The sequence below is a fragment of the Methyloversatilis discipulorum genome, from assembly GCF_018780585.1.
GTDB lineage: Bacteria > Pseudomonadota > Gammaproteobacteria > Burkholderiales > Rhodocyclaceae > Methyloversatilis > Methyloversatilis discipulorum_B.
Genome location: NZ_JADMJL010000019.1, coordinates 70228 through 90277, shown reverse-complemented (window position 1 = coordinate 90277; position 20050 = coordinate 70228). Strand labels below are relative to the sequence as shown.

At 65.8% G+C, this 20050-nt stretch carries 18 protein-coding genes and 2 tRNA genes; 7 read left to right on the top strand and 13 right to left on the bottom strand.

Annotated features, from left to right (window positions below):
• Positions 1–33 precede the first annotated feature (33 nt).
• The 4 genes from IV112_RS09705 to IV112_RS09690 all read right to left on the bottom strand — a co-directional run bounded on the left by IV112_RS09705 (position 34) and on the right by IV112_RS09690 (position 2164).
• Positions 34–378, bottom strand: a complete 345-nt coding sequence (locus IV112_RS09705; protein WP_304003243.1) for a hypothetical protein — start codon at positions 376–378, stop codon at positions 34–36.
• Positions 379–611: 233 nt separating this feature from the next.
• Positions 612–688: transfer RNA gene (locus tag IV112_RS09700), tRNA-Arg, on the bottom strand.
• A gap of 68 nt (positions 689–756) precedes the next feature.
• A tRNA-Ser gene (locus tag IV112_RS09695) sits at positions 757–850 on the bottom strand.
• A gap of 75 nt (positions 851–925) precedes the next feature.
• A complete protein-coding gene (locus IV112_RS09690) occupies positions 926–2164 on the bottom strand; it encodes an aspartate kinase (RefSeq protein ID WP_304003241.1) in 1239 nt (412 codons plus the stop codon).
• Between the two features lie 330 nt (positions 2165–2494).
• Between IV112_RS09690 and IV112_RS09685 the strand changes: the two genes are divergently transcribed.
• Complete coding sequence (locus tag IV112_RS09685) at positions 2495–2788, top strand: helix-turn-helix domain-containing protein (RefSeq protein ID WP_019917961.1); 294 nt, start codon at positions 2495–2497, stop codon at positions 2786–2788.
• 96 nt (positions 2789–2884) lie between these two features.
• Here the strand turns inward: IV112_RS09685 and IV112_RS09680 are convergent, their stop codons facing one another.
• From IV112_RS09680 to gspG, 8 genes are read right to left on the bottom strand one after another with little or no spacing between them, the layout of a single operon-like run.
• Positions 2885–5206: a secretin N-terminal domain-containing protein gene (locus IV112_RS09680; RefSeq protein ID WP_304003239.1), complete on the bottom strand. Its 2322-nt coding sequence runs from the start codon at positions 5204–5206 to the stop codon at positions 2885–2887.
• Positions 5203–5706 (bottom strand): hypothetical protein, encoded by a 504-nt coding sequence (locus IV112_RS09675; protein ID WP_304003238.1) that lies wholly within the window; start codon positions 5704–5706, stop codon positions 5203–5205. Before IV112_RS09675 ends, IV112_RS09680 begins: the two co-directional genes overlap by 4 nt.
• The gene (gene pilO / locus IV112_RS09670; RefSeq protein WP_304003237.1) at positions 5703–6239 is read right to left on the bottom strand and encodes a type 4a pilus biogenesis protein PilO; all 537 of its coding nucleotides are present in this window, start codon (positions 6237–6239) and stop codon (positions 5703–5705) included. Before pilO ends, IV112_RS09675 begins: the two co-directional genes overlap by 4 nt.
• Positions 6236–6784, bottom strand: a complete 549-nt coding sequence (locus IV112_RS09665; protein ID WP_304003236.1) for a hypothetical protein — start codon at positions 6782–6784, stop codon at positions 6236–6238. The genes pilO and IV112_RS09665 overlap by 4 nt, the downstream gene beginning before the upstream one ends.
• The gene (locus tag IV112_RS09660; RefSeq protein ID WP_304003235.1) at positions 6781–7473 is read right to left on the bottom strand and encodes a hypothetical protein; all 693 of its coding nucleotides are present in this window, start codon (positions 7471–7473) and stop codon (positions 6781–6783) included. The genes IV112_RS09665 and IV112_RS09660 overlap by 4 nt, the downstream gene beginning before the upstream one ends.
• On the bottom strand, positions 7454–9139 hold the full coding sequence (locus IV112_RS09655) for a GspE/PulE family protein (protein WP_304003234.1): 1686 nt from the start codon (positions 9137–9139) through the stop codon (positions 7454–7456). The genes IV112_RS09660 and IV112_RS09655 overlap by 20 nt, the downstream gene beginning before the upstream one ends.
• Positions 9136–10314, bottom strand: a complete 1179-nt coding sequence (locus IV112_RS09650; protein ID WP_304003233.1) for a type II secretion system F family protein — start codon at positions 10312–10314, stop codon at positions 9136–9138. Before IV112_RS09650 ends, IV112_RS09655 begins: the two co-directional genes overlap by 4 nt.
• A 1-nt stretch (position 10315) precedes the next feature.
• Positions 10316–10729, bottom strand: a complete 414-nt coding sequence (gene gspG / locus IV112_RS09645) for a type II secretion system major pseudopilin GspG (RefSeq protein ID WP_020164955.1) — start codon at positions 10727–10729, stop codon at positions 10316–10318.
• Between the two features lie 163 nt (positions 10730–10892).
• Here gspG and IV112_RS09640 point away from each other — a divergent pair, with 163 nt between their 5' ends.
• The gene (locus tag IV112_RS09640; protein WP_304003232.1) at positions 10893–11492 is read left to right on the top strand and encodes a lytic transglycosylase domain-containing protein; all 600 of its coding nucleotides are present in this window, start codon (positions 10893–10895) and stop codon (positions 11490–11492) included.
• A gap of 67 nt (positions 11493–11559) precedes the next feature.
• Here the strand turns inward: IV112_RS09640 and IV112_RS09635 are convergent, their stop codons facing one another.
• Entirely contained in the window at positions 11560–12558 is a 999-nt protein-coding gene (locus IV112_RS09635) for a PEP-CTERM sorting domain-containing protein (protein WP_304003231.1), read from the bottom strand.
• Between the two features lie 416 nt (positions 12559–12974).
• Between IV112_RS09635 and IV112_RS09630 the strand changes: the two genes are divergently transcribed.
• The 5 genes from IV112_RS09630 to IV112_RS09610 all read left to right on the top strand — a co-directional run bounded on the left by IV112_RS09630 (position 12975) and on the right by IV112_RS09610 (position 19990).
• Positions 12975–15878 carry a TonB-dependent receptor gene (locus tag IV112_RS09630; protein ID WP_304003229.1) on the top strand — a complete coding sequence of 968 codons (2904 nt, stop codon included), beginning with the start codon at positions 12975–12977 and terminating at the stop codon, positions 15876–15878.
• A 296-nt stretch (positions 15879–16174) separates the two neighbouring features.
• A complete protein-coding gene (locus tag IV112_RS09625; protein ID WP_304003228.1) occupies positions 16175–16930 on the top strand; it encodes a hypothetical protein in 756 nt (251 codons plus the stop codon).
• A gap of 110 nt (positions 16931–17040) precedes the next feature.
• A complete protein-coding gene (locus tag IV112_RS09620) occupies positions 17041–17862 on the top strand; it encodes an FxDxF family PEP-CTERM protein (protein WP_304003227.1) in 822 nt (273 codons plus the stop codon).
• A 91-nt stretch (positions 17863–17953) separates the two neighbouring features.
• Entirely contained in the window at positions 17954–18745 is a 792-nt protein-coding gene (locus IV112_RS09615; protein ID WP_304003226.1) for a trypsin-like serine protease, read from the top strand.
• 237 nt (positions 18746–18982) lie between these two features.
• A complete protein-coding gene (locus IV112_RS09610; RefSeq protein ID WP_304003225.1) occupies positions 18983–19990 on the top strand; it encodes a PEP-CTERM sorting domain-containing protein in 1008 nt (335 codons plus the stop codon).
• Positions 19991–20050 lie beyond the last annotated feature (60 nt).

Below are 20050 nucleotides of genomic sequence, written 5' to 3'. Positions count from 1 at the left end.
GCCCCGCGGGCGGGACCGCTGCCGTTCCACCGACTAACGCGCCGGAAACACCCAGATTTCCTCGCCGTAGTCGAAATACAGCACGACGCCGCTGCCCGCACAGCGTTCCGATGCATCGACCGCCTCGCGCCAGCCGACGAACTTCCGTGCCTGCTCGACTGAGGGCGTCCAGCCCCAGTCCGAGGGCGCAGCAGCAGGATCACAGACGGCGAGAAAAAGCGCCCCACCCTCCTTCTGCACGCCGAACCCAAGATACGTCGCATGCTCGGGCACACCGAGCTTCGCCTTCAACCAGGCCACAGGCGTGACCCGCTCCCCCCCGAACTCCGCACTCTTTTTTCTTATGACCACCCGCTCCCCCTCCCCGAACGAAGTCATGAAACGACTTTGTCATATTACCAAGGTCACTCGACGCCGCTGCACGAAAGAACACCGACGGAATGTGACGAATGGATACACGACGATCGATGTCGCGCATGTCGTACGCGTACGACGAAATGAGGAATGAAGGACGGAAGCCGGTCGCCGCAGAATGCAGCCCGAGAAGTGAAGAACATAAGAAAAAGGCCAGTCAATCGACTGGCCTATCTCTTTGTTTCCCTGCGGTAAATTGGCGCGCCCGGAGCGATTCGAACGCCCGACCCCTTGGTTCGTAGCCAAGTACTCTATCCAGCTGAGCTACGGGCGCGCTGCAGAGAGGCAAAACTATAGCACATTTTTTCAATACTGCAACCATTTCATGAAGCAATGGTTGCTTGGCGGAGAGGGAGGGATTCGAACCCTCGATACAGGTTTTGGCCCGTATGCTCCCTTAGCAGGGGAGTGCCTTCGACCTCTCGGCCACCTCTCCGGTACTGCAAAAGCGCGCGAATCATACCGGTAAGCCCCGCTCCGGTCAAACCCGCGCGCGATTTATTCCGGCTGATTACTGCGCCGGCTGATCGAGTTCGAACGCGCGGTGCAGAACGCGCACGGCGAGTTCGAGGTACTTCTCGTCGAGCACCACCGACACCTTGATTTCGGACGTCGAAATCATCTGGATGTTGATGCCCTCTTCCGCCAGCGTGCGGAACATCTTGCTGGCCACACCCGGGTGCGAGCGCATGCCGACACCGACCGCCGACACCTTGCAGATCCGGTTGTCGCCCTTGATCTCGCGCGCACCGATGTGCTGGCGAACGCTTTCGAGGATCTCCATCGCCCGCGCGAACTCGCCGCGATTCACCGTGAACGAGAAATCGGTCGAGCCGTCGTGACCGACGTTCTGGATGATCATATCGACGTCGATGTTGGCGTCGGCAATCGGTCCCAGAATCTGGTAGGCAATGCCCGGACGATCCGGCACGCCGAGCACGGTCAGTTTGGCTTCGTCGCGGTTGAAGGCGATGCCGGAGATGATGGGTTGTTCCATATTGACGTCTTCCTCGACAGTAATCAGCGTGCCCGGGCCTTCGTGACCCTCGTCCTCGAAACTGGACAGCACGCGCAGCTTGACCTTGTACTTGCCTGCGAACTCGACCGAGCGGATCTGCAGCACCTTCGAGCCCAGGCTCGCCATCTCGAGCATTTCCTCGAAGGTGATGCGGTCGAGGCGACGGGCTTCCGGCACGATGCGCGGGTCGGTGGTGTACACACCATCGACGTCGGTGTAGATCTGGCACTCGTCGGCGCCAAGCGCGGCGGCCAGCGCAACGCCGGTGGTGTCGGAACCACCGCGGCCGAGAGTCGTGATGTTGCCCTTCTCGTCCACGCCCTGGAAGCCGGCGACGACGACGACGTGACCTTCATCGAGGTCGCGGCGGATATTGTGTTCGTCGATCGACAGGATGCGCGCCTTGGTGTGCGCGTCGTCGGTCAGGATGCGCACCTGGCCACCGGTATAGCTGCGCGCCTTCAGGCCGAGATCCTTCAGCGCCATCGACAGCAGGCCGATGGTGACCTGCTCGCCGGTGGAGGCGATCACGTCGAGCTCGCGCGGATCGGGCGTCGGCGAAATCTCCTTGGCAAGGCCCAGCAGGCGGTTGGTTTCGCCGCTCATGGCCGACACCACGATGACCATCTTGTGGCCGCGGGCGACGTAGCCGGCGACCCGGCGGGCAACGCTCTTGATGCGGTCGGGCTTGCCGACCGAGGTGCCGCCGTATTTCTGGACGATGAGAGCCATCTGAACTTCCGGGACGTTGTACGAAAACCCGCGATTGTAACTGATCCGCCCGCGGCGACATGGCGCGTCGGTTTTTCACGTTCAGGGCACCGGAAGTCTGCGCGAAACGTCTGGCGAAAAACGATGTCCACGACAATACCAAGCGACTTGCAAACATATGCAAAGCTGTTTGGTGCAGGACGTTGTGATCATTTATACTGGGTTTTGTCTATGACTTTAGTTATAGGCACGGGAGTAAGCAGCTATGCGAAGCGGCAGGCAGCCAGGCACCGGATTTTCAAGGATCCCGGCACCGAAGTTTCGATGTTCAACTCATCAAGGACAACGAGCATGAAAGCAACCGATACCATCGACGCACGTGAAATCCGCAAGAAGCTGGGCATGAACCAATCGCAATTCTGGTCGCGCCTCGGCGTGACGCAAAGCGGCGGCTCCCGCTACGAAAGCGGCCGCAACATGCCTAAGCCCGTGCAAGCGCTGCTGCGTCTGGTGCACGTCGAGCAGATCGACATCAGCAAGATCCGTCGCGAAGACGTCGAAGTCGTCGAATACCTGCGCGCAACCGATCCGGATACGTTCAAGCGTCTGAAAAAGGAAGCCCGCGCGCACCGCAAGGCCGGCTGATACAGCCTTCGCGGAGCGCGATACCGACAAGGGGAAGGCAGACCGCCTTCCCCTTTTCTTTTGCGCGCACGTCGCCGTATCGGCGACGCGTTCGGCTTACGGGCGGATCACGATATCCACCGGCGACGGTGCATTGATCTGCAGCGGATTGCCGTCCGCACCCAGCGCCACCACATTGCCCACCTGCACGCTGCTGGCGCCTGCCGGCGCGTTCGGTGCCGCGCGGAAGCGCAGTTCGGCGCGCGCCTCCTGCCCCGGTCCTGCAGCCGACAAGGTCACCGCAGCGCGCCCAGGGGCGGTCACCGTTCCGAGCGCAGTCAGCACGTTCGGGTCATAGACGATCTCTATCGTCGCGTTGCGCACGCCTGCGCCCGCGGTCATCGACACGATCACACCCGCCTCGCCACCCGCGGTCACCTCGCCCGACGACTGCATGCGCAGTTCGGCACCGCCCGCCTCGTCCTCTGGCTCCGGCGCCGGCGCCGGTTCCGGCTGAACCGCACGCGACGGCGACGCGAACTGCACCGCACCGGCAGCCGGCGCAACACCGCCGCCCGAACTCGACAGGCGCATGCCCTGATCCTTGCCCGACTGCCGGATCGACAGCGACGCAGCACCCACCGCCGCCTCGGTACCAGCCGGCAAAGCGGGCGCGATGTGCGCCGGGCGGCTCAGATTGCGCACGATGCGCGGCGTGATCAGCAGGACGATTTCGGTCTTGTTGTTGCTGCCGCGCTCGCTCGAGAACAGCTTGCCGATCAGCGGCAGGTGACCCAGGCCCGGCAGGCGCGACGCGCTGGTGCGCTCTTCGTCGGAAATCAGGCCGGCGAGGATCTGCGTCTCGCCGTCCTTCAGACGCAGCGAGGTCGCGGTCGAACGCGTGCCGACCTGGTAGGCGAGCGAGCTTTGCGGCCCGGTCACCTCCTTGACGATGCTCGACACCTCCATCGTCATCTTGATGTCGACGTCGTCCTCCGGGTGGATCAGCGGCTCGACGTCGAGCTTCAGGCCGACGTCGAGATAGGTGACCGACGCAGACACGCCGACGTTGGCGGTCGAGGTCGTCGTGAACACCGGCAGCTTCTCGCCGATGTGCACCTTGGCCTTTTCCTTGTTCTTGACGCGGATGCGCGGGTTGGCGAGCAGATTGGCCGCGCCGTCGGTCGCCTTCAGGTTCAGGATCAGCCCCGGATTGCTGACGTAGGGAACGACCAGCCCGTTGGTGTCCTTCAGATTGATGTTGCCCTGAAGCAACTGGCCGCCCAGCGTCGTCGTCGTCGTGATGCCCGCCGCGGTGCTGACTGAATTGCTGATATTGGGCGTCAGGATGCCGTAGCCGATCTGGTCCGGGAAATCGATGCCCAGTTCCTTCATCTTGTTGCTGCTGACTTCCAGCACCTCGACTTCCAGCATCACTTCCGGCTCGGCCACGTCGACCGACTCGACCAGCTGTTCGGCCAGTCGGACCGCGTCGACGGTGTCCTTCATCACGATCACGTTCAGCCGTTCGTCGATGTAGATATCCTTGGTCTTGATCACGGTCTTGATCAGGTTCTGCACCTGCTTCGCCTCGGCGTTGACGAGGAAGAAGGTGCGTGTGATCAGCTCCTTGTATTCGCGCACCTTGGCCGCGGTGTTCGGATAGATGAGTACGGTGTTCTCCGACAGCACGCTGCGCTCGAGCTGGTTGGTGATCAGGATGAGGCGCATCACTTCGGCCACCGTCGTGTTGCGTACGAACAGCGTCACCTTGATGTCGGGCCGCACGTCCTTGTCGAACACGAAGTTGATGCCGGTCGAGCGGGCGATCGCCTCGAACACGTTGCGCATCGAGGTATCGCGGAACTCCAGTGTCACCGTCTTTTGGAACATGTCGCCGAGCGCGGCCGGCTGCTGCTGCTTCGGCCGCGCCTCCTCGATCTGGCGCAGCAGCTCGCGCGCGCCGGCGTGCGAGCCATCCTGCCCCAGCACGTTGCGCACGCGTGCTTCGGCGCCAGACACGTCCTTGCGCACGAACATCGCATTCGCCTCGGTCACCATCGCGTCGTGACGCACGCCGCGCAGCAGCTGGTCGCGCATCGAGATGGCGCGCGGATTGCGCGCGTCCATCGCCAGCACGCGGTCAAGTGCGGCGGCGGCGGCTTCTCGATTACCGGCGATGCGCGCGGCCTCCGCCTGCGCCAGCTGGCGGGCGATGGCCACTTCGCGCTGACGGTACAGCGTGGCGCGGATCTCGGCGTTGTCCGGAGACTGCTTGGCCGCCTGCTCGAACAGGCCGAGCGCGCGGTCCTGGTCGCCGGCCATCAGCGCCTGCTTGCCGTCCTCGAACGCCTTGTTGGTGGCACAGCCCGCAAGTGCAAGCACTGCAGCGAAAAGCAGGAAGGCCGCACGCATGCGGGGCGAGAGGAATGCAGTCATTTGGCGTTTCCGATGGACAAGGTCTGCCGCTGCTTTAGCGGCTCGAACATGAAGGTGACGGCGTTGGCGCTCACCGATTCGACGCGGTACTGGTTGTTCAGCAAATCGCCCTGGCGCGCGACAAGCATGCGCTCCCCCTGGGCGAGGAAGACGACGGTGGACGTACCTTCGGTCATCCGGCCCTGGTAACGGAAGGGCAAGGGTGGCGCGACCGGTGCCGGTGGCGGTCCGGCCTGCACGCTCACCTTGGGAGGCGGCGGCAGGAAACTGTGCGCGGCGAACAGGTCATGCCCGACCTCGGCTGCCGCCCGCACCGGCAGCGCAGCGATCGTGTTCCCCTGCTCCACCGCCGACGTGCGGGCAGTCGCCACCGCCGTGCTGCGCGAGGTGCGCGGTTCCGCGACCAGGCCGGCCGCGTCGCCTGCATCGTCCTCGATGCCGGCCGCGTACCACACTGCAATCAGCGTTGTGATCAACGCAATGACGAGGCCGCGGCTCATGAAGCGTCCTTCATCAGGATCGACACGCGCACCGTGGCGTCGACCGTATCGCGCGCGATGTCTTCGCGGCGCAGCACTACATCGTCCACCAGCACCGCTGGCGACAGACGCTGGATGTCGGCCAGCCAGGCGCGCAGCGCCGGGTAACTGCCGCGCAGCGGGAACACGTATTCCTGGCGCGCATAGCCCGAACCGAGCGGCTGCGACTCGCGGCTTTCGACGCGCGCCAGCGCCAGCTTGCCGGCGGTCGCCGTCTTCGACAGATCGGCCAGCAGCGACGGCAGGCGCTTGCGCTCGACCAGCGCCGCGTCAAAACGCGCCAGCTGTTCGCGCGGCGATTCGACCTTGACGCCCTGCGCCACCCGCTCGGCCAGCGCCTCGTGTTCGGCTTCGAGCGTGTCCAGTTCGGCCTGCAGAGGCGCTGCCGCGCCGAAGTGGATGGCCAGCGCGAACGCCAGCAGCGCGACGCCGACGGCGCCCGCCCAGCCCGCGCGCGCCAGCGCGTAAGCCAGATGTGCCTGCAGCCGCTTCATGCGCGCCTCCAGTTCAGACGCAGCGAAAAGGCGACCACCTGCACCCCCTCGCGCTGCTTGAATTCAAACACCTCGATGCGCGGCGCCGCCAGCGACGAGGCGTCGGCGAAGGATTCGGCGTAGGCGAACAGCGCATTCAGATCCTTCGCCTCGCCGGTCACGCGCAGCAGTCCGCGCGCGGCGTCCGGTTCGACCGACAGCAGCGCGACGTCGGCGTGCTGTCCGGCGAGGGCTTCGAGGTCGGCGAACAGTGGCTGCCAGTCACGTGCCATCTGCAGCGACAGCGTGCGTGCGACGTCCAGTCGGGCGCGCAGACCGGCGTCCTCCTGGTCGCGTCGCGCCAGTACGCGCGCCTGTTCGGCGGCGCGCGCGGCGCGACGGTTGTCGGCGCGCTGCGCCTCGACCAGCCCCCCCAGCGTGTCGTAGCGCTCGGCAGCGAAGGCGGCCGCGGCGCAACCGAGCGCGAGGGCCAGCCAGCCCAGCCAGCCGGGCGCACGCCGACGGGCGACGAAATCGATTTCGGGAACGGCCGGGCGCCTGCTCATGCGCCACCTCCGGCCACGCAGCGCCAGCCACGCGGCAGGGTCACTGACGGCGAGCCGTGCAGGAAGAGCTGGCCGCCCGACAGTTCGCCGTCGAACAGGCTGAGCCGGCGCTCGAGCACGGCGCCGATAGCGGCCGGATCGGCCAGTGCCTCGCCGCGCACGTGCAGCCAACGACCACCGGCCCACAGGCCCATGCACAGCCAGCCATGGCGCAACTGGGCGAATCCGCCGGTCGCTGCGTCACCGCGCAGCCCGGCGTAGGCGCGCAGCCAGGCCGGCTGCATGCTCTTCAGCTTCACGCTACGCGCGGCACACCAGGCCTGCAGGCGCTGCACCAGCGCGGCATCGAGTGCGCAGGCGAGCACGCTGGCCGCCGGCCGTGCATCCCAGCTGAACACCCAGCCCTGGGCTGCGCTACCGAACACCTCGATCATGCGGGCACGCACCAGCGCATGCTGCTCGTCGTGGCCGACGACGCCCGGCGGCACCTCGATCACCTGCCAGCGCGCCCAGGCATTGTCCACCGTCACCTGCAGCGCAGCGCGACGCGGCGTCGCCTCGGCCGGCAAGGCGTCGAGCGAGGCGGCCAGATTGTCCAGCGACAGCATCTGCGCCACGCCGTGCCGGCCGAGCGATACGCCGTGCGGACCGACTTCGAGCGTCAGCGCCTCAGACGACAAAAGTGACACGGTTCAATTCCGCCAGACTGGTTTCGCCGCTGGCCACCAGGGCCAGACCGGCTTCGCGCAGGGTGCGCGTGCCGCGCGCGCGCGCGGCCTCCTTCAGTTGTCGCATCGGGGCGCGGGTAACGATGAGCTCGCGCAGCTCGTCGTCCAGCACCAGCAGTTCGGCGATCGCTCGCCGGCCCTTGTAGCCGGTGCCCCGGCAATGGCCGCAACCGGTGCCGGCGCGGAAGTCGTAGCCGCCCGCGCCGATCAGACCAGCCAGGCCGGATTCCTCCAGCTGCGCCGCTTCCGGCACCTGCGGAGCCGCGCAGTGGCGACAGTTCAGCCGCAGCAGTCGCTGGGCGACGATGCCGTTCAGGGCGGATACCAAGTTGTAGGGGTCCACGCCCATGTGCAGGAAGCGGCCGATCACGTCGAACACGTTGTTGGCGTGCACCGTGGTCAGCACCAGGTGACCGGTCAGCGCTGCCTGCACCGCGATCTCGGCGGTTTCGCCGTCGCGGATCTCGCCCACCATGATCTTGTCCGGGTCGTGCCGCAGCACCGAGCGCAGGCCGCGCGCGAAGGTGAGTCCCTTTTTCTCGTTCACCGGAATCTGCAGCACACCGGGCAACTGGTACTCGACCGGGTCCTCGATGGTGATGATCTTGTCCAGGCCGTGGTTGATCTCGCCGATGGTCGCGTACAGCGTGGTGGTCTTGCCGGAGCCGGTCGGGCCGGTCACCAGCAGCATGCCGTAAGGTTCGGCCGCCAGCTTGCGCAGCGCAGCGCGCGCAATGTCGTCGAAGCCCAGGCTTTCCAGCGTCAGCGCCTTCAGTTCTTCGGTCAGGTGCTCCTTGTCGAGCACCCGCAGCACCGCGTCCTCGCCATGCACGCTGGGCATGATGGACACCCGCAGATCGATGTCACGACCGGCGTAGGCCACCTTGAAGCGGCCGTCCTGCGGCACGCGCCGCTCGGCGATGTCCAGTTCTGCGAGTACCTTGATGCGGGAAATGACCTGTTCGGCGGTGTCGGCGCCGGCGATCTGACCGACGCGCACCATCACGCCATCGACCCGGTACTTCACCTGCATGCCGGCCGGCACGGATTCGAGGTGGATGTCGGACGCGCCCTGCTTCAGCGCGTCGTACAGTGTCGAATTGACCACCCGCACGACCGGACTGGCGTCGTCGGCGATACGCGCCAGCGACAGCACTTCGGCCGAACTGCTGCTGACCTGCTCGCCTTCGTCCAGAAGCCCGGCTGAGGCACGCTGGCTCTCCTCGAACCGCGCCAGCGCGGCGGTGATGTCGTCGCGCGTGGCGACGCGCAGCTCGAAGCTGTCGTGCAGCGTAACCGCCAGCCAGTCCTGCAGCGCAGCGTCGTAGGGGTCGGCGACCACGGCGACGCGTGCCCCCGTCTCGTCGGTGGCCACGACCACGGAGCGCGCCAGCGCCTCGGAAAAGCGGATGCCGCCCAGCGTCATCGTCAGCGCGTTGAGGTCAGCGCTGTGCATCGGACGCAGCCCGAGCTGGGCGGCGACCCGGGCGCACATGTCGTCAGGCGTGCTGCCGGACAGATCGATCAGGGCCTGCATGACCGAGCCGCGCCCGGCCTGCACGCGGGCGCGCGTCAGCAGATCGCCTGTAATCGGCGACGGCACCGCGTTGGCGGGCAGCGCGCTCATTGCAGGCTCTCCGCCAGCTGGAAGATGGGCAGGTACATCAGCACCACGACGCCGCCAATGGCCAGACCGATCACCAGCATCAGCAAGGGGCCGAACAGCCGGGTCGCGCGGTCGAGCCAGCGCGTCATTTCCTCGTCGTGGAAGGCTGCGATGCGTTCCATCATGTCGCCCAGATTGCCGGCGCGCTCACCGACGCGCAGCATGCGCGACGCCACCGCGGTGCTCAGACCGACCTCGGTGAAGGCGTCCGACGCGGCACGGCCCTCGCGTATCGACAGCAATGCGCGCGTCAGGCTCTGCTGCATCGGCAGCGGCAGCAGTTCGCGCACCAGTTCGAGCGACTGCACGACCGGAATGCCGCCGCGCAGCAGCATGCCCACCGTGCGGAAGAAGCGCGCCAGCCGGAACACCCGCATCCGGCTGCCGATGCCGGGCACGCGCTCGAACTGGGCCATCAGCCCCTGCCGGAACGCCGGCTGACGCACCGTCCAGGCGATGCCGATCACCACCACGAGCAGGCCCAGCCCCAACGAAGCCGAATTCGCCTTGACGAAATGGCCCCACGCGAGCAGCCACTGCGACGCCAGCGGCAGTTCGGTGGAAATATCTTCATACACTTTGGAGAACTCCGGCACCACGAACACCAGCAGGAAAAGCACCACCAGCATGCCCACCACCAGCAGGATGACCGGATAGGTGGCCGCCGCGACCAGCTTGCCGCGCAGGCTGTCGAGCTGTTCGCTGTAGGCGACATAGCGTTCGAGCGCCTGATCGAGGTCGCTGGTGCGCTCGGACGCACGGATCATCGCCACCAGCAGATCGGGAAAGATGGCGGTCTGGGCGGACATCGCCATCGACAGCGTCTTGCCCTGGCGCAGCGCGTCGATCAACGCGGTCAGCACGGTGCGCGACAGTGTGCGGCCCTCCTTCTCGGCCATCACCTCGAGACCTTCGACCAGCGACAGGCCCGAACGCAGCAGCGCCAGCAGCTCCTGACAGAACAGCAGCACCGGAAAGCGCTGCCGGTTGAAGGACAGCGTGTGCGCACGCGCCGCCGACAGCACGGTCAGGCCGTCGGCCTGAACCTGTGCGCGTGCCGACGCTTCGTCGGACGCTTCGACCTGCAGCTGCGTGATGCGATTGGTGACGTCGAGTGCGCGAATGCGGAAAAGCATGTCACCAGTTCGTGATGTCGGCGGCTTCTTCGGTGCCGCCTGCCTGGCCGTCCTTGCCCAGCGAGCTCAGATCGTACTCACCGTGTTCGCCAGGTGCCTTATATATATAGGGGCGTTCCCACGGGTCGAGCGGAACCGCCTTCTTCAGATAGGGGCCCGACCACTTGCTGGTCGTCGACGGACGCTCGACCAGTGCCTTCAGGCCCTCCTCGGTGGTCGGGTAGCGCCCGTTGTCCAGCCGGAACTGGTCGAGCGCCTTTTCCAGCGCATCGATCTGCGCACGCGCCGCCTTGACCTCGGACTTGCCGATCTGGCTGAAGAAGCGCGGGCCGACGTATCCGGCCAGCAGGCCGATGATGACCATCACCACCAGCAGTTCAAGCAGGGTAAAGCCGCGTTGAGAAATCCGGTTCATAGCCGTAATGTGACGTGTCATGATCGTACCGAGTCTAGTCGCCGTGCATCGACCGCATCAAGCAAACAGGGCCGATGCTTTCCGCTTTATTTCAATATCGCTGAAAACATTCCGCAGCATGCTTGCAATACCCGCAACTTTATCGCCCGCGTATTTCCTGCAGATGACTTCAACGACCGCCCGCTCCGTTTTCCTGCTGCTCGCGCTGCTGTGGGCCGCTGCAGCGCAGGCCGACGTCTATGTGAAGGAGGACGCCGACGGCGCGCTGGTGCTGACCGACGCGCCGGGCGGTGAAGGCTTCGAGCTGCTGCTGCGCGGCGAGCGCGACACAGCGGCCGCGCCGGTGGCAGCGGCGGCGCGCGCCGAGCATCCGTCGGCCCAGCAGCACGCGCCGCGCATCGAGCGCGCCGCACGCGTTGCTGGCGTCGACGCCAGCCTGCTGCACGCGGTCATCCGCGCCGAATCGGCCTACAACCCGCGGGCGGTATCACCCAAGGGCGCGGCCGGCCTGATGCAGCTGATGCCGGCCACCGCCCGCCGCTATGGCGTGGCCGACCGCTTCGACCCTGACCAGAACGTGCTGGGTGGCGCGCTCTACCTGCGCGACCTGCTGGCCCGTTTCGACGGCCAGCTCGAACTGGCGCTGGCCGCCTACAACGCTGGCGAGGGCGCGGTGCAGAAGTACGGCGGGCGCATTCCACCCTACGCCGAAACGCAGCGCTACGTGCCGCAGGTGATGCACAACTACCGCTCGCTGCAGTAGATAGCCGACCGCTTGCGGACAAAAAAATGGCCTGCGCAAGCAGGCCATTTTCATTCCGGCGGGTATCTCAGGCCCTGCGCCTGCGCGCTACCGCTGCCAGCACGCCAAGCCCGGCGAGGAACATCGCGTACTCAGCCGGTTCCGGAACCGGTGCAGCCTGCCAGCCGATGTCGCGCAGGATGGCGTAATCGAGCGCAGTAAGCGCGCGGCGCTCGCCGGTATTCAGCGTTTGCGTCATCAGCGCGGTCTGCGCCACGCCATTGACGGTGCTGACCACGCTGTCGTCGAGGAAGCGCTCGTCGATGATTTCCTGATCGTTTTCCTCATCGTAACGGTAGTACACCGGCACGCCCTCGCCGTACTCGGCCAGTGCGTTGGCGCCGACGAAGGTGAGGTTCTCGCTGTCGACATTGGCGTGGTAGGACGCCACCGGGGTGCCCGCACCGCCGACGCCGTAACCCAGGATGCCGAGCAGACCGCGCAGCGCGACGGTGTAGAAGTCGTACTGGCCCTCGAAGGACTCCAGCGTCGAGATGTCGTCGTCGACGTAGAAGCTGGCTTCGCTGTCGAAGGCGAGCGAGCCGCCCCAGGGCGAATAGTCGGTCGGCGTCGAGGCGATGGCGCCAGGTTGGCCGCGGCTGCGCAGTTCGTCGCGGTAGGCAAGGAAGGCGGGATCGTTCGCCGGCACCGAAGCCGGCCGCGTCGCGTTGCGCACGGCGCCGCTGAGCGCCAGGTGCGGCGCGCCGAGCGCCGATCGACCACCGACGTAGACATAGATCTGGTTGGCGCCGATGGTGTTGACCGCCGGCGACGACGTGCCGGTGTCCGGCGGCGTGAAGAAGATGCTGGGCGCGAAGTCGCCCTGCGGCGCGATCGCACTCAGCTGGTCGGAAATGCTCGCCTCGATCGTGCCGGCCGCCTGTTCGAGCAGCGCCTTCATTTCGTTCGTCATGACGCCGTTGCCGTCACGGCTGTAATCGAACACGAATTCGATATTGGCCTGCGCGCCACCAGCCAGCGTCATCGACGCCAGCACACCGGCCAGCGCCTTGAATACGGGTCGCATGTCCATCCTCCTGTCTGTGAATGTTGTGCGGCGATGCAGCCGCCGTGGTCTGCCCTTCTGCAGGAAGCGTGCCGGCCACCGCGCGGTCGATCACTCCGCGCCGTGCTCCCCGCATGCCGGCGATGCCTTCCCGCTCACCCGGTGCGACATGCCCGATGCGTCGCCGGTCATGACGAAGGCAAACAACCACCCTGGTGCATATCAACCACCACGATCAGGACCGGATACGACCACCGGCACGCGTGCGGCGGCCGGGCCCGGTCGCCCGCACGTCTGGCCCCGCCCTTGCTTCTGGCCTCCAGCCCCGGCAGTCCCGCCCGCACGCGGACGCTGCCGGGCAGCACACAAGGAAAACGTCCCGCCGGCTGGCGAGGGCGTTCGCAGCAGGTCACCGCGCCTGCCAGGAGGAGGAGCCGTTGCAATTCAATCTGCGTATCGCGGCGTACTGCCTGGCCGCGCTCTGCATCGACGCCGCTCAGGCACAGGCGCCGACGCCGCCCGACGAGGTCGCAGGGCCGCCGGCGCCGGCCACTGAAACCGAACCCGGGGCGGACGCCATCATCCTCGACCCCATCCTGATCCGTGAACGGCGGCCGCAGGACATCGGCCCGATGCCCGGCCTCGGACTGACGCGGGAGGAAATCCCGTCCAATGTCCAGAGCATCACGGCAAAGGACATCCGCGACAGCAACAGCCTGTCGCTGACCGATCTGATGAATTCGCAGATGCAGTCGGTCACCGTCAACGACTACCAGGGCAACCCCTTCCAGGTCGACGTGCAGTTCCGCGGTTTCACCGCCGGCCCGCAGGTGGGCACGCCGCAGGGGCTGTCGGTCTTCCTCGATGGCATCCGCATGAACGAGCCCTTTGGTGACGTCGTGAACTGGGACATGATCCCGATGAACGCGCTGTCGCGCTTCGACGTGTTCCCGGGTTCGAATCCGCTGTTCGGTCTCAACACGCTGGGCGGCGCGCTGTCGATGCGCACCAAGAGCGGCTTCACCGACCCCGGCGTCGAGGCGAAGTATCTCGGCGGCTCGTGGGGGCGCAACCAGGTGCAGCTGTCGGCCGGCGGCAGCAAGGGGCCGGTCGCCGGCTTCGTCGCGCTGCACGGCTTCGCCGAGGACGGCTGGCGCGACAACTCGCCGAGCGCGCTGCGCCAGCTCTTCGTCAAGAACGAGATCGCCATCGACCGCCTGCTGCTGGGTTTCTCCATGCTCAAGGTCGACACCGACCTCGTCGGCAACGGCCTCATCCCGCTGGAGGACTACCAGCGCCGGCCGGAATCGGTGTTCAGCTCGCCCGACGAAACGAAGAACGAGCTGAACCAGTACCAGTGGTCGGCCATGTTCGAGGTTTCGGAAAGCTTCAACATCACCGCGATGAGCTACCGGCGCAACAGCGAGCGCTCGGGCTTCAATGGCGACATCGACGAGGAAGGTTTCGAGGAACTGGACGACCGGCGCTCGGTGACCGCGCAGTACAACCGCTACTGCGCCTATGCCGATCTGGACGAGGACTACTTCGCCGACAACAACATTCCGCTGAACGCGCCGTGTGACGCAGCACCCGTCAATTCCAATTTCGGGCAGGTGCGCAACGGCGCCAACGGTGCCGCCAACAATACAACCGGGCCGGGCGTAGTGGACGGCACGCCGATCGCACGCGGTACGCGCACCGCGCTCGACCAGGCCGGCCAGGGCATGTCTCTGCAGCTGAACTGGAACTTCGAGCGCCACAAGTTCATGGTGGGCGCATCGCTCGACCGCAGCGACACCACCTACTACAGCAGCCAGCGCCTCGGCCTGCTCGACGCCGACCGCCACTTCTACTACGGCAGTGTCGGCTACGGGAAGGGCCAGATCGATCCGCGCTTCTACGCCGCGCACAACGAGGTCGAGGTGAACGACTTCGGCGGCAGTTCGAAAACGCGCAGTTTCTACCTGAGCGAAACATGGACGCCGCGCGACGACCTGCATCTGTCGTTCGCCGCCCGCTACAACGTGACCAAGGTGAACAACTGGCTGCGCGGCCGTTCATCGACCGGAGAACTGACCGAGCTGAACAACGCGCCGCCAGCACAGAGCTCCATCCTGTGCTGGGGCAACTACCCGGACGAGTGCCACTACTTCCCGGAGTGGATTTCCTACGACCCGGCCGACGTCGCCCGCGCGGAAAAGCGGGAGAAGCACATCTATCGCTCGTTCAACCCGTCCGCCGGTGTGAGCTGGCTGCCGAGCGAGAACGTGAACCTGTTCGCCAACTACAGCCGCGGGGCACGCGTGCCGTCGGTGATCGAACTCGGCTGCGCCATCGACCGCTCGACCGTGATCCGCGGTGGCTTCGAAATACCGGCGGCCACCGTGGCGCCGGTCTGCCATCTGCCGAACACGATGTCGGGCGACCCCTTCCTGCCGCAGATCCGTTCGCACTCCTACGAGATCGGCGCCCGCGGCACGCTGGACAATGGCATAGGCTGGAACATCACCGCCTTCCGCACCGATCTGAGCAACGACATCTACATGATCGGCGTGTCGCCCAGCCGCAGCTACTTCGACACGATAGGCAACACGCGCCGACAGGGTCTGGAAATGGGCGTGAATGGCAAGCTCGACAAGTTCGACTTCCGCGTCAATTACGCCTACACCGAAGCGACCTTCGAATCCGATTTCTACATGAACAGCCCGCACAACAGCAGCGCGGACTTCGACCGGAACTCGCGACCGAACGCCACCATACCCAGCCCCGGTGCGTCGCTGAACAGCGGATACGGCACCTACCAGATGATCCATGTCGAACCGGGCGATACGCTGCCCGGCGTGTCGAAACACAACATGAACCTTACCCTGGGCTATCAGGCGACCGAAAAGCTGCATTTCAAGCTGGGCATGGTCGCGCACTCGCCGTCCTTCCTGCGCGGCAACGAGAACAACGACCACACCACGGGCGGCACCGACAAGGAAACCGGCTCGTTCTACTGCGGCAACCCCGCCTGCACCGTCATCAACCAGAGCACCACACCGCCCGGCCGCGCCTTTCGCTACGGCGGCAAGCTGCCGGGCTACGCCATCTTCAACCTGACGACCACCTACAAGATCGATCGTCGATGGACCGCGATGCTGCAGATCAACAACCTGCTCGACAAGGACTACTTCACCGCCGGCCGCCTCGGCGTCACGCCCTTCGCGCCGAGCGTGAACGGCGCCATCGGTGAAAGCGGCTGGAACTACAACTCGGCCGACTGGCTGAACACCACCATGGTCGCACCGGGCGCACCGCGCGCGGTGTGGCTGGGCATGAGCTATCGACTGGACCTCTGACCCTCCCCGCGCCTCGCCGGCAGCGGTCACGCCAAAGTCATCTTCGCGCGACGGGGAGGAGACTGTTCGCGCTTGCGAAATCAATATTCAAGTCATTGTTTTGCAATGTTTTTCAAAGTGAGAAATTCCCCTCTTTAACAGGGCATTCATCCCTGAAGAATTTCCGTTTCACCTCCTAGTCTGCATAAGTCCATGCCAACGGGAAGGGCGGAGCCAATCACGGTTCCGGCAGGCAGCGGACACCGATCCGGCGGGCAGACCGCGCGCCGGCCCATGTCTAGTCAGGAGGAATAACGATGCGAAGAACCTTGCTGTCCGGTGCCCTGCTGCTCGCCTGCGGTGCGCTGTCCGCACCGGCGATGGCCGATTTCGTCACGCTGAACATGTCCGGCGCACTGGTCATGACCTCGTGCAACCCGACGCCCACCTGCCGCACGAATGCATGGCCCGGCTCCAACCCAGGCGGCTATCTGCTGCTGAACGCACGGCGCACCAACATCGTCGTGAACGCGGTGACGGTGGGCAAGGTGCTCGACCGGGTGTGGAAGAAGCCTTTCTCCAACACCTACGTATTCGCCACCCGCGTCATCCTGAACGACAGCGACTGGGGCACCGGCTACCCGTTCGAAGTCGATGACATCTTCCGCTACGGCTTCTCCGGCAGCGCCTCGCTGGCGGCGGGCTGGCGCAACGCCCGGGTCAGCGACCAGGCGATCGACCAGGTCGGCCGCACCAGCGTCGGCCTGAATGAAGGCGAAAAGACCTTCGACCTCGGCGTGGTCGACTTCTTCTCGCCGCTCTTCGTCCAGATACCGGAAGAAGGCGGCGGCGATGACGACGACGACGAGGAAGAGGTCGCTGGCGGCGAGGACGAGGACGAAACCCTCGACACCGGCTCGCCCGGCAAGGTGCGCACCGCCTGGTACTACGTCCGCACCACCGCCAGTGGCTACCAGCTGAGCGCCAACGCGATCCGGCTGTGGAACGCCGGCGAGAGCGAGGGCCAGGAACAGACCTCGCTGTGGTTCAGCGGCTTCGTTCCGACCCACTGAGCGCAGATCGCGGCCGGCGGCGTTGCCGTCGGCCTCCGTCACAACAGAAATCAGCGTATCGGGGCCATCCGGTTCCCGTTTCAACAGCCTGTCCACCCAAGGAGAGCATCATGAAACATCGCCTGATCTGCGCCGCCGGCGCACTCGCCCTGGCCGGCCTCGCCGCCCCCTCGCACGCCGCCTTCGTATCGCTGCCATCGACTGGCACCATCATGCAGGTGTGCGGCGACAGCGGCACCGGCAACTCGACCAGCGTCGCCTGCGGCGCCGGCTCGGTCTCCACTGCGACCTCCGGCTTCAGTCTGCTCACCAGCACCACGCGCACGCTGACCGCCGGCACGACAACGGTCGGCAGCCTGTCCGACCGCGTCTATGGCAACGGGGCCGGCACCTACATTTTCGGTATGCGGCTGGACATGAATGCCAGCGTGTGGGATTCGACCGGTCTCGCCTTCGAGGTGAACGACGCCTTCCGCAGCGGCTTCGCCGGGGCTGCCAGCGTGCAGGGCGGCTATTCCAAGGTCGACATCACCGGGCCGGTCACCGACGAGTACGCACGCTCGATCGGCCGCTCGGCCGAAGGCATGAACGAGCCCGGCATTGGTACCTACGACGCCGACTGGGTGCGCTTCGAAACCGACGTGAACGTGGACGACCCGGACGGCAGCAGCCCGGGCACCTCGGCCTGGTACTGGGTCAAGATCACCGGCGCCAACGGCTGGACGACCGCCGAAGAAGCTATCCGCCTGTGGGAGGGCGGTGAAGAGGACCAGACTCAGTACTCCATCTACGTGACGGGCTATGTGCCGACCTATGCCAGTGCCCGCCTCGCGGCGTCGACACTGGCCCCGGTGCCGGAGCCGTCCGAGTACGCGATGTTCCTGGCCGGCCTCGGCGTCCTCGGCTTCGCTGCACGCCGTCGCATGCGCTGAGCGCAGCGTCCGGTCGCCGCGCCCGCAGCGGCGGCGGCCGGTTTTTTGCTTTGCAGCCGCACGCCCTTCGCACGCTCACCCCGAGGCCACGATGCACCGATCCCTGCTGCACGCACTCGCTCTCTCCGCCGCCCTGTTGCTGGCGGCGCCTTCGCACGCCCTCAACGGCGGCAGCCCTACGAATGCCTTCGGCCACCTCGGCACGGTCGGCAGCAACGGCCTGGACGGCATCCTGATCGCGCCGAGCTGGGTGCTGACCGCGGCCCATGTCGCGCACAGTGGCAGCACCTTCCAGTCAGCCTATGGCAGCGCCGTCATCGACGCCGCCTACGTCGCGCCCGGCGCCGCCTTCCCGAGCCATGACATCGCCCTGCTCCATCTCGCCACACCGCTCGACGCGCCGCTCTTCCCGACACTCAATGCGACGGTGATCGACTCAGCTTCGGCAAGGGCCGGCGCCGAGGCGACCGCCGCGGTCGCGGCCAATGGAGGACAAAGGAGCCTGGCCTACACGACGCTGGTCGACGCCTTCGACACCGCGGGTGGCGACAACGGCACGCAACTGACCGTCTGGTACATCGCAGTCGGCCCCACCTCCAACGGCAATGCGCTGCTGCAGGGCGGCGACAGCGGCGGTTCGCTGTTCGCCGGCCAAGCCGACGACAGCACGGGCCTGCTGATCGGCATCGCCTCGGCCAGCGACGGGCAGCACTCCTATTTCGTGCAGCCCGGCGCCTATCGCGCATGGCTGGACAGCACGATGGCGACCTCCGGCCAGAGCGCCGTCTGGAGCGCCAGCCCGGTGCCCGAACCGGCGCCCGCACTGCTCTGGCTGGGCGCCCTGCCGCTGCTGATCGCCCGCGCGCGACGACATCGGCGTTGACTACACGACGGTCAGCACAGGTGGTTGTGATCAACCACCCTGCATGACATCAACCACCGCCAACAAGGCTCGATGCGAGCGAAGCATTCGGCCACTGCGCGCCGGGCCGCCTCGCACAGCGCAACGGTGATTCGCTCCCGCGGAAGGAACGGAATTTGCGTTGTGCCGCATGAAGTCATGACTGCGCGCAGTCACCCCTTGCGCGGCACACGTATCCAACAAACAGGAGGACAGACCTTGAACAACTTCCGCAGACTGGCCCTTGCGCTCGCACTCGGATCGACCTTCGGCAGCGCCCACGCCTACGTGAACATCGTGTTCGATTACAGCCACGACACCAGCGGCTTCTTCACCGCCGATCGTAAGGCAACGCTCGAGCAGGCCGCACAGGCCTTCGAGACGCGGGTGTTCGACGACCTCACGGCAATCCAGTCGACACCGGGCGGCGACGGCTATGTCATCGAGTTCAATCAGCCGAACAATTCCGGGCTGCAGACCAGAATCGAGAACGCGAACCTCGCCGCTGGCGAACTGCGCATCTTTGTCGGCAGCGGCAATGTAGGCCTTAACGGATCCAGAGAAAGCATACCGATCGCGTCCCAGATGGGCACCTACAACGGGGTCACCAGTACCACGTCGCAATTCGGCGAGTTTGCGCAGAACGCCAGGACGCGCGGTCAGGAGAACTGGCCCGACGAACCTGCGATGTGGGGTGGCACGATCACCTATGACAGCTCCGCGAACTGGTACGCAGATACGGATGTAAGCACGACGGAATCCTTCGCCGGAAAATGGGATCTCTACAGTGTGACTTTGAAAGGTCTGATCTCGATTCTCGGCGCGAACGTCACGTCCGATGCCTGGTATCCGCTGTTGAGTGGAGTGGGCCGGTTCAACGGCGCACACGCGAAAGAGGAATACGGTGTGCGTAACCCCCGCGGAGTACTGCAGGCAATTCCGATGGAGGAGATCATTTCTTCGAGCACCCGTCTTGCATCGAACATCCAGGGCAAGCTCGACGACGGTACCCTGCAGACAGCGCTTTTTGCGTGGGGCCTGTCCATGGGTGAGCGACGCCACCTGACAGAACTCGATTACGCCATTCTCGATGACATGGGCTGGGACGTCACCGGCTTCACCGAAATGCCCAATACGCCGCCGGTGCCGGAACCGCAGACCTGGGCCATGCTGGCCGCCGGTCTCGGCCTGATCGGCCTGCAGGCGCGGAAGAAGATGCGCGGCTGATCACGCGGTCACATGTGACGAAGGGCTCCGCAGCGGCGGAGCCCTTTTCGTTTCCGCCGG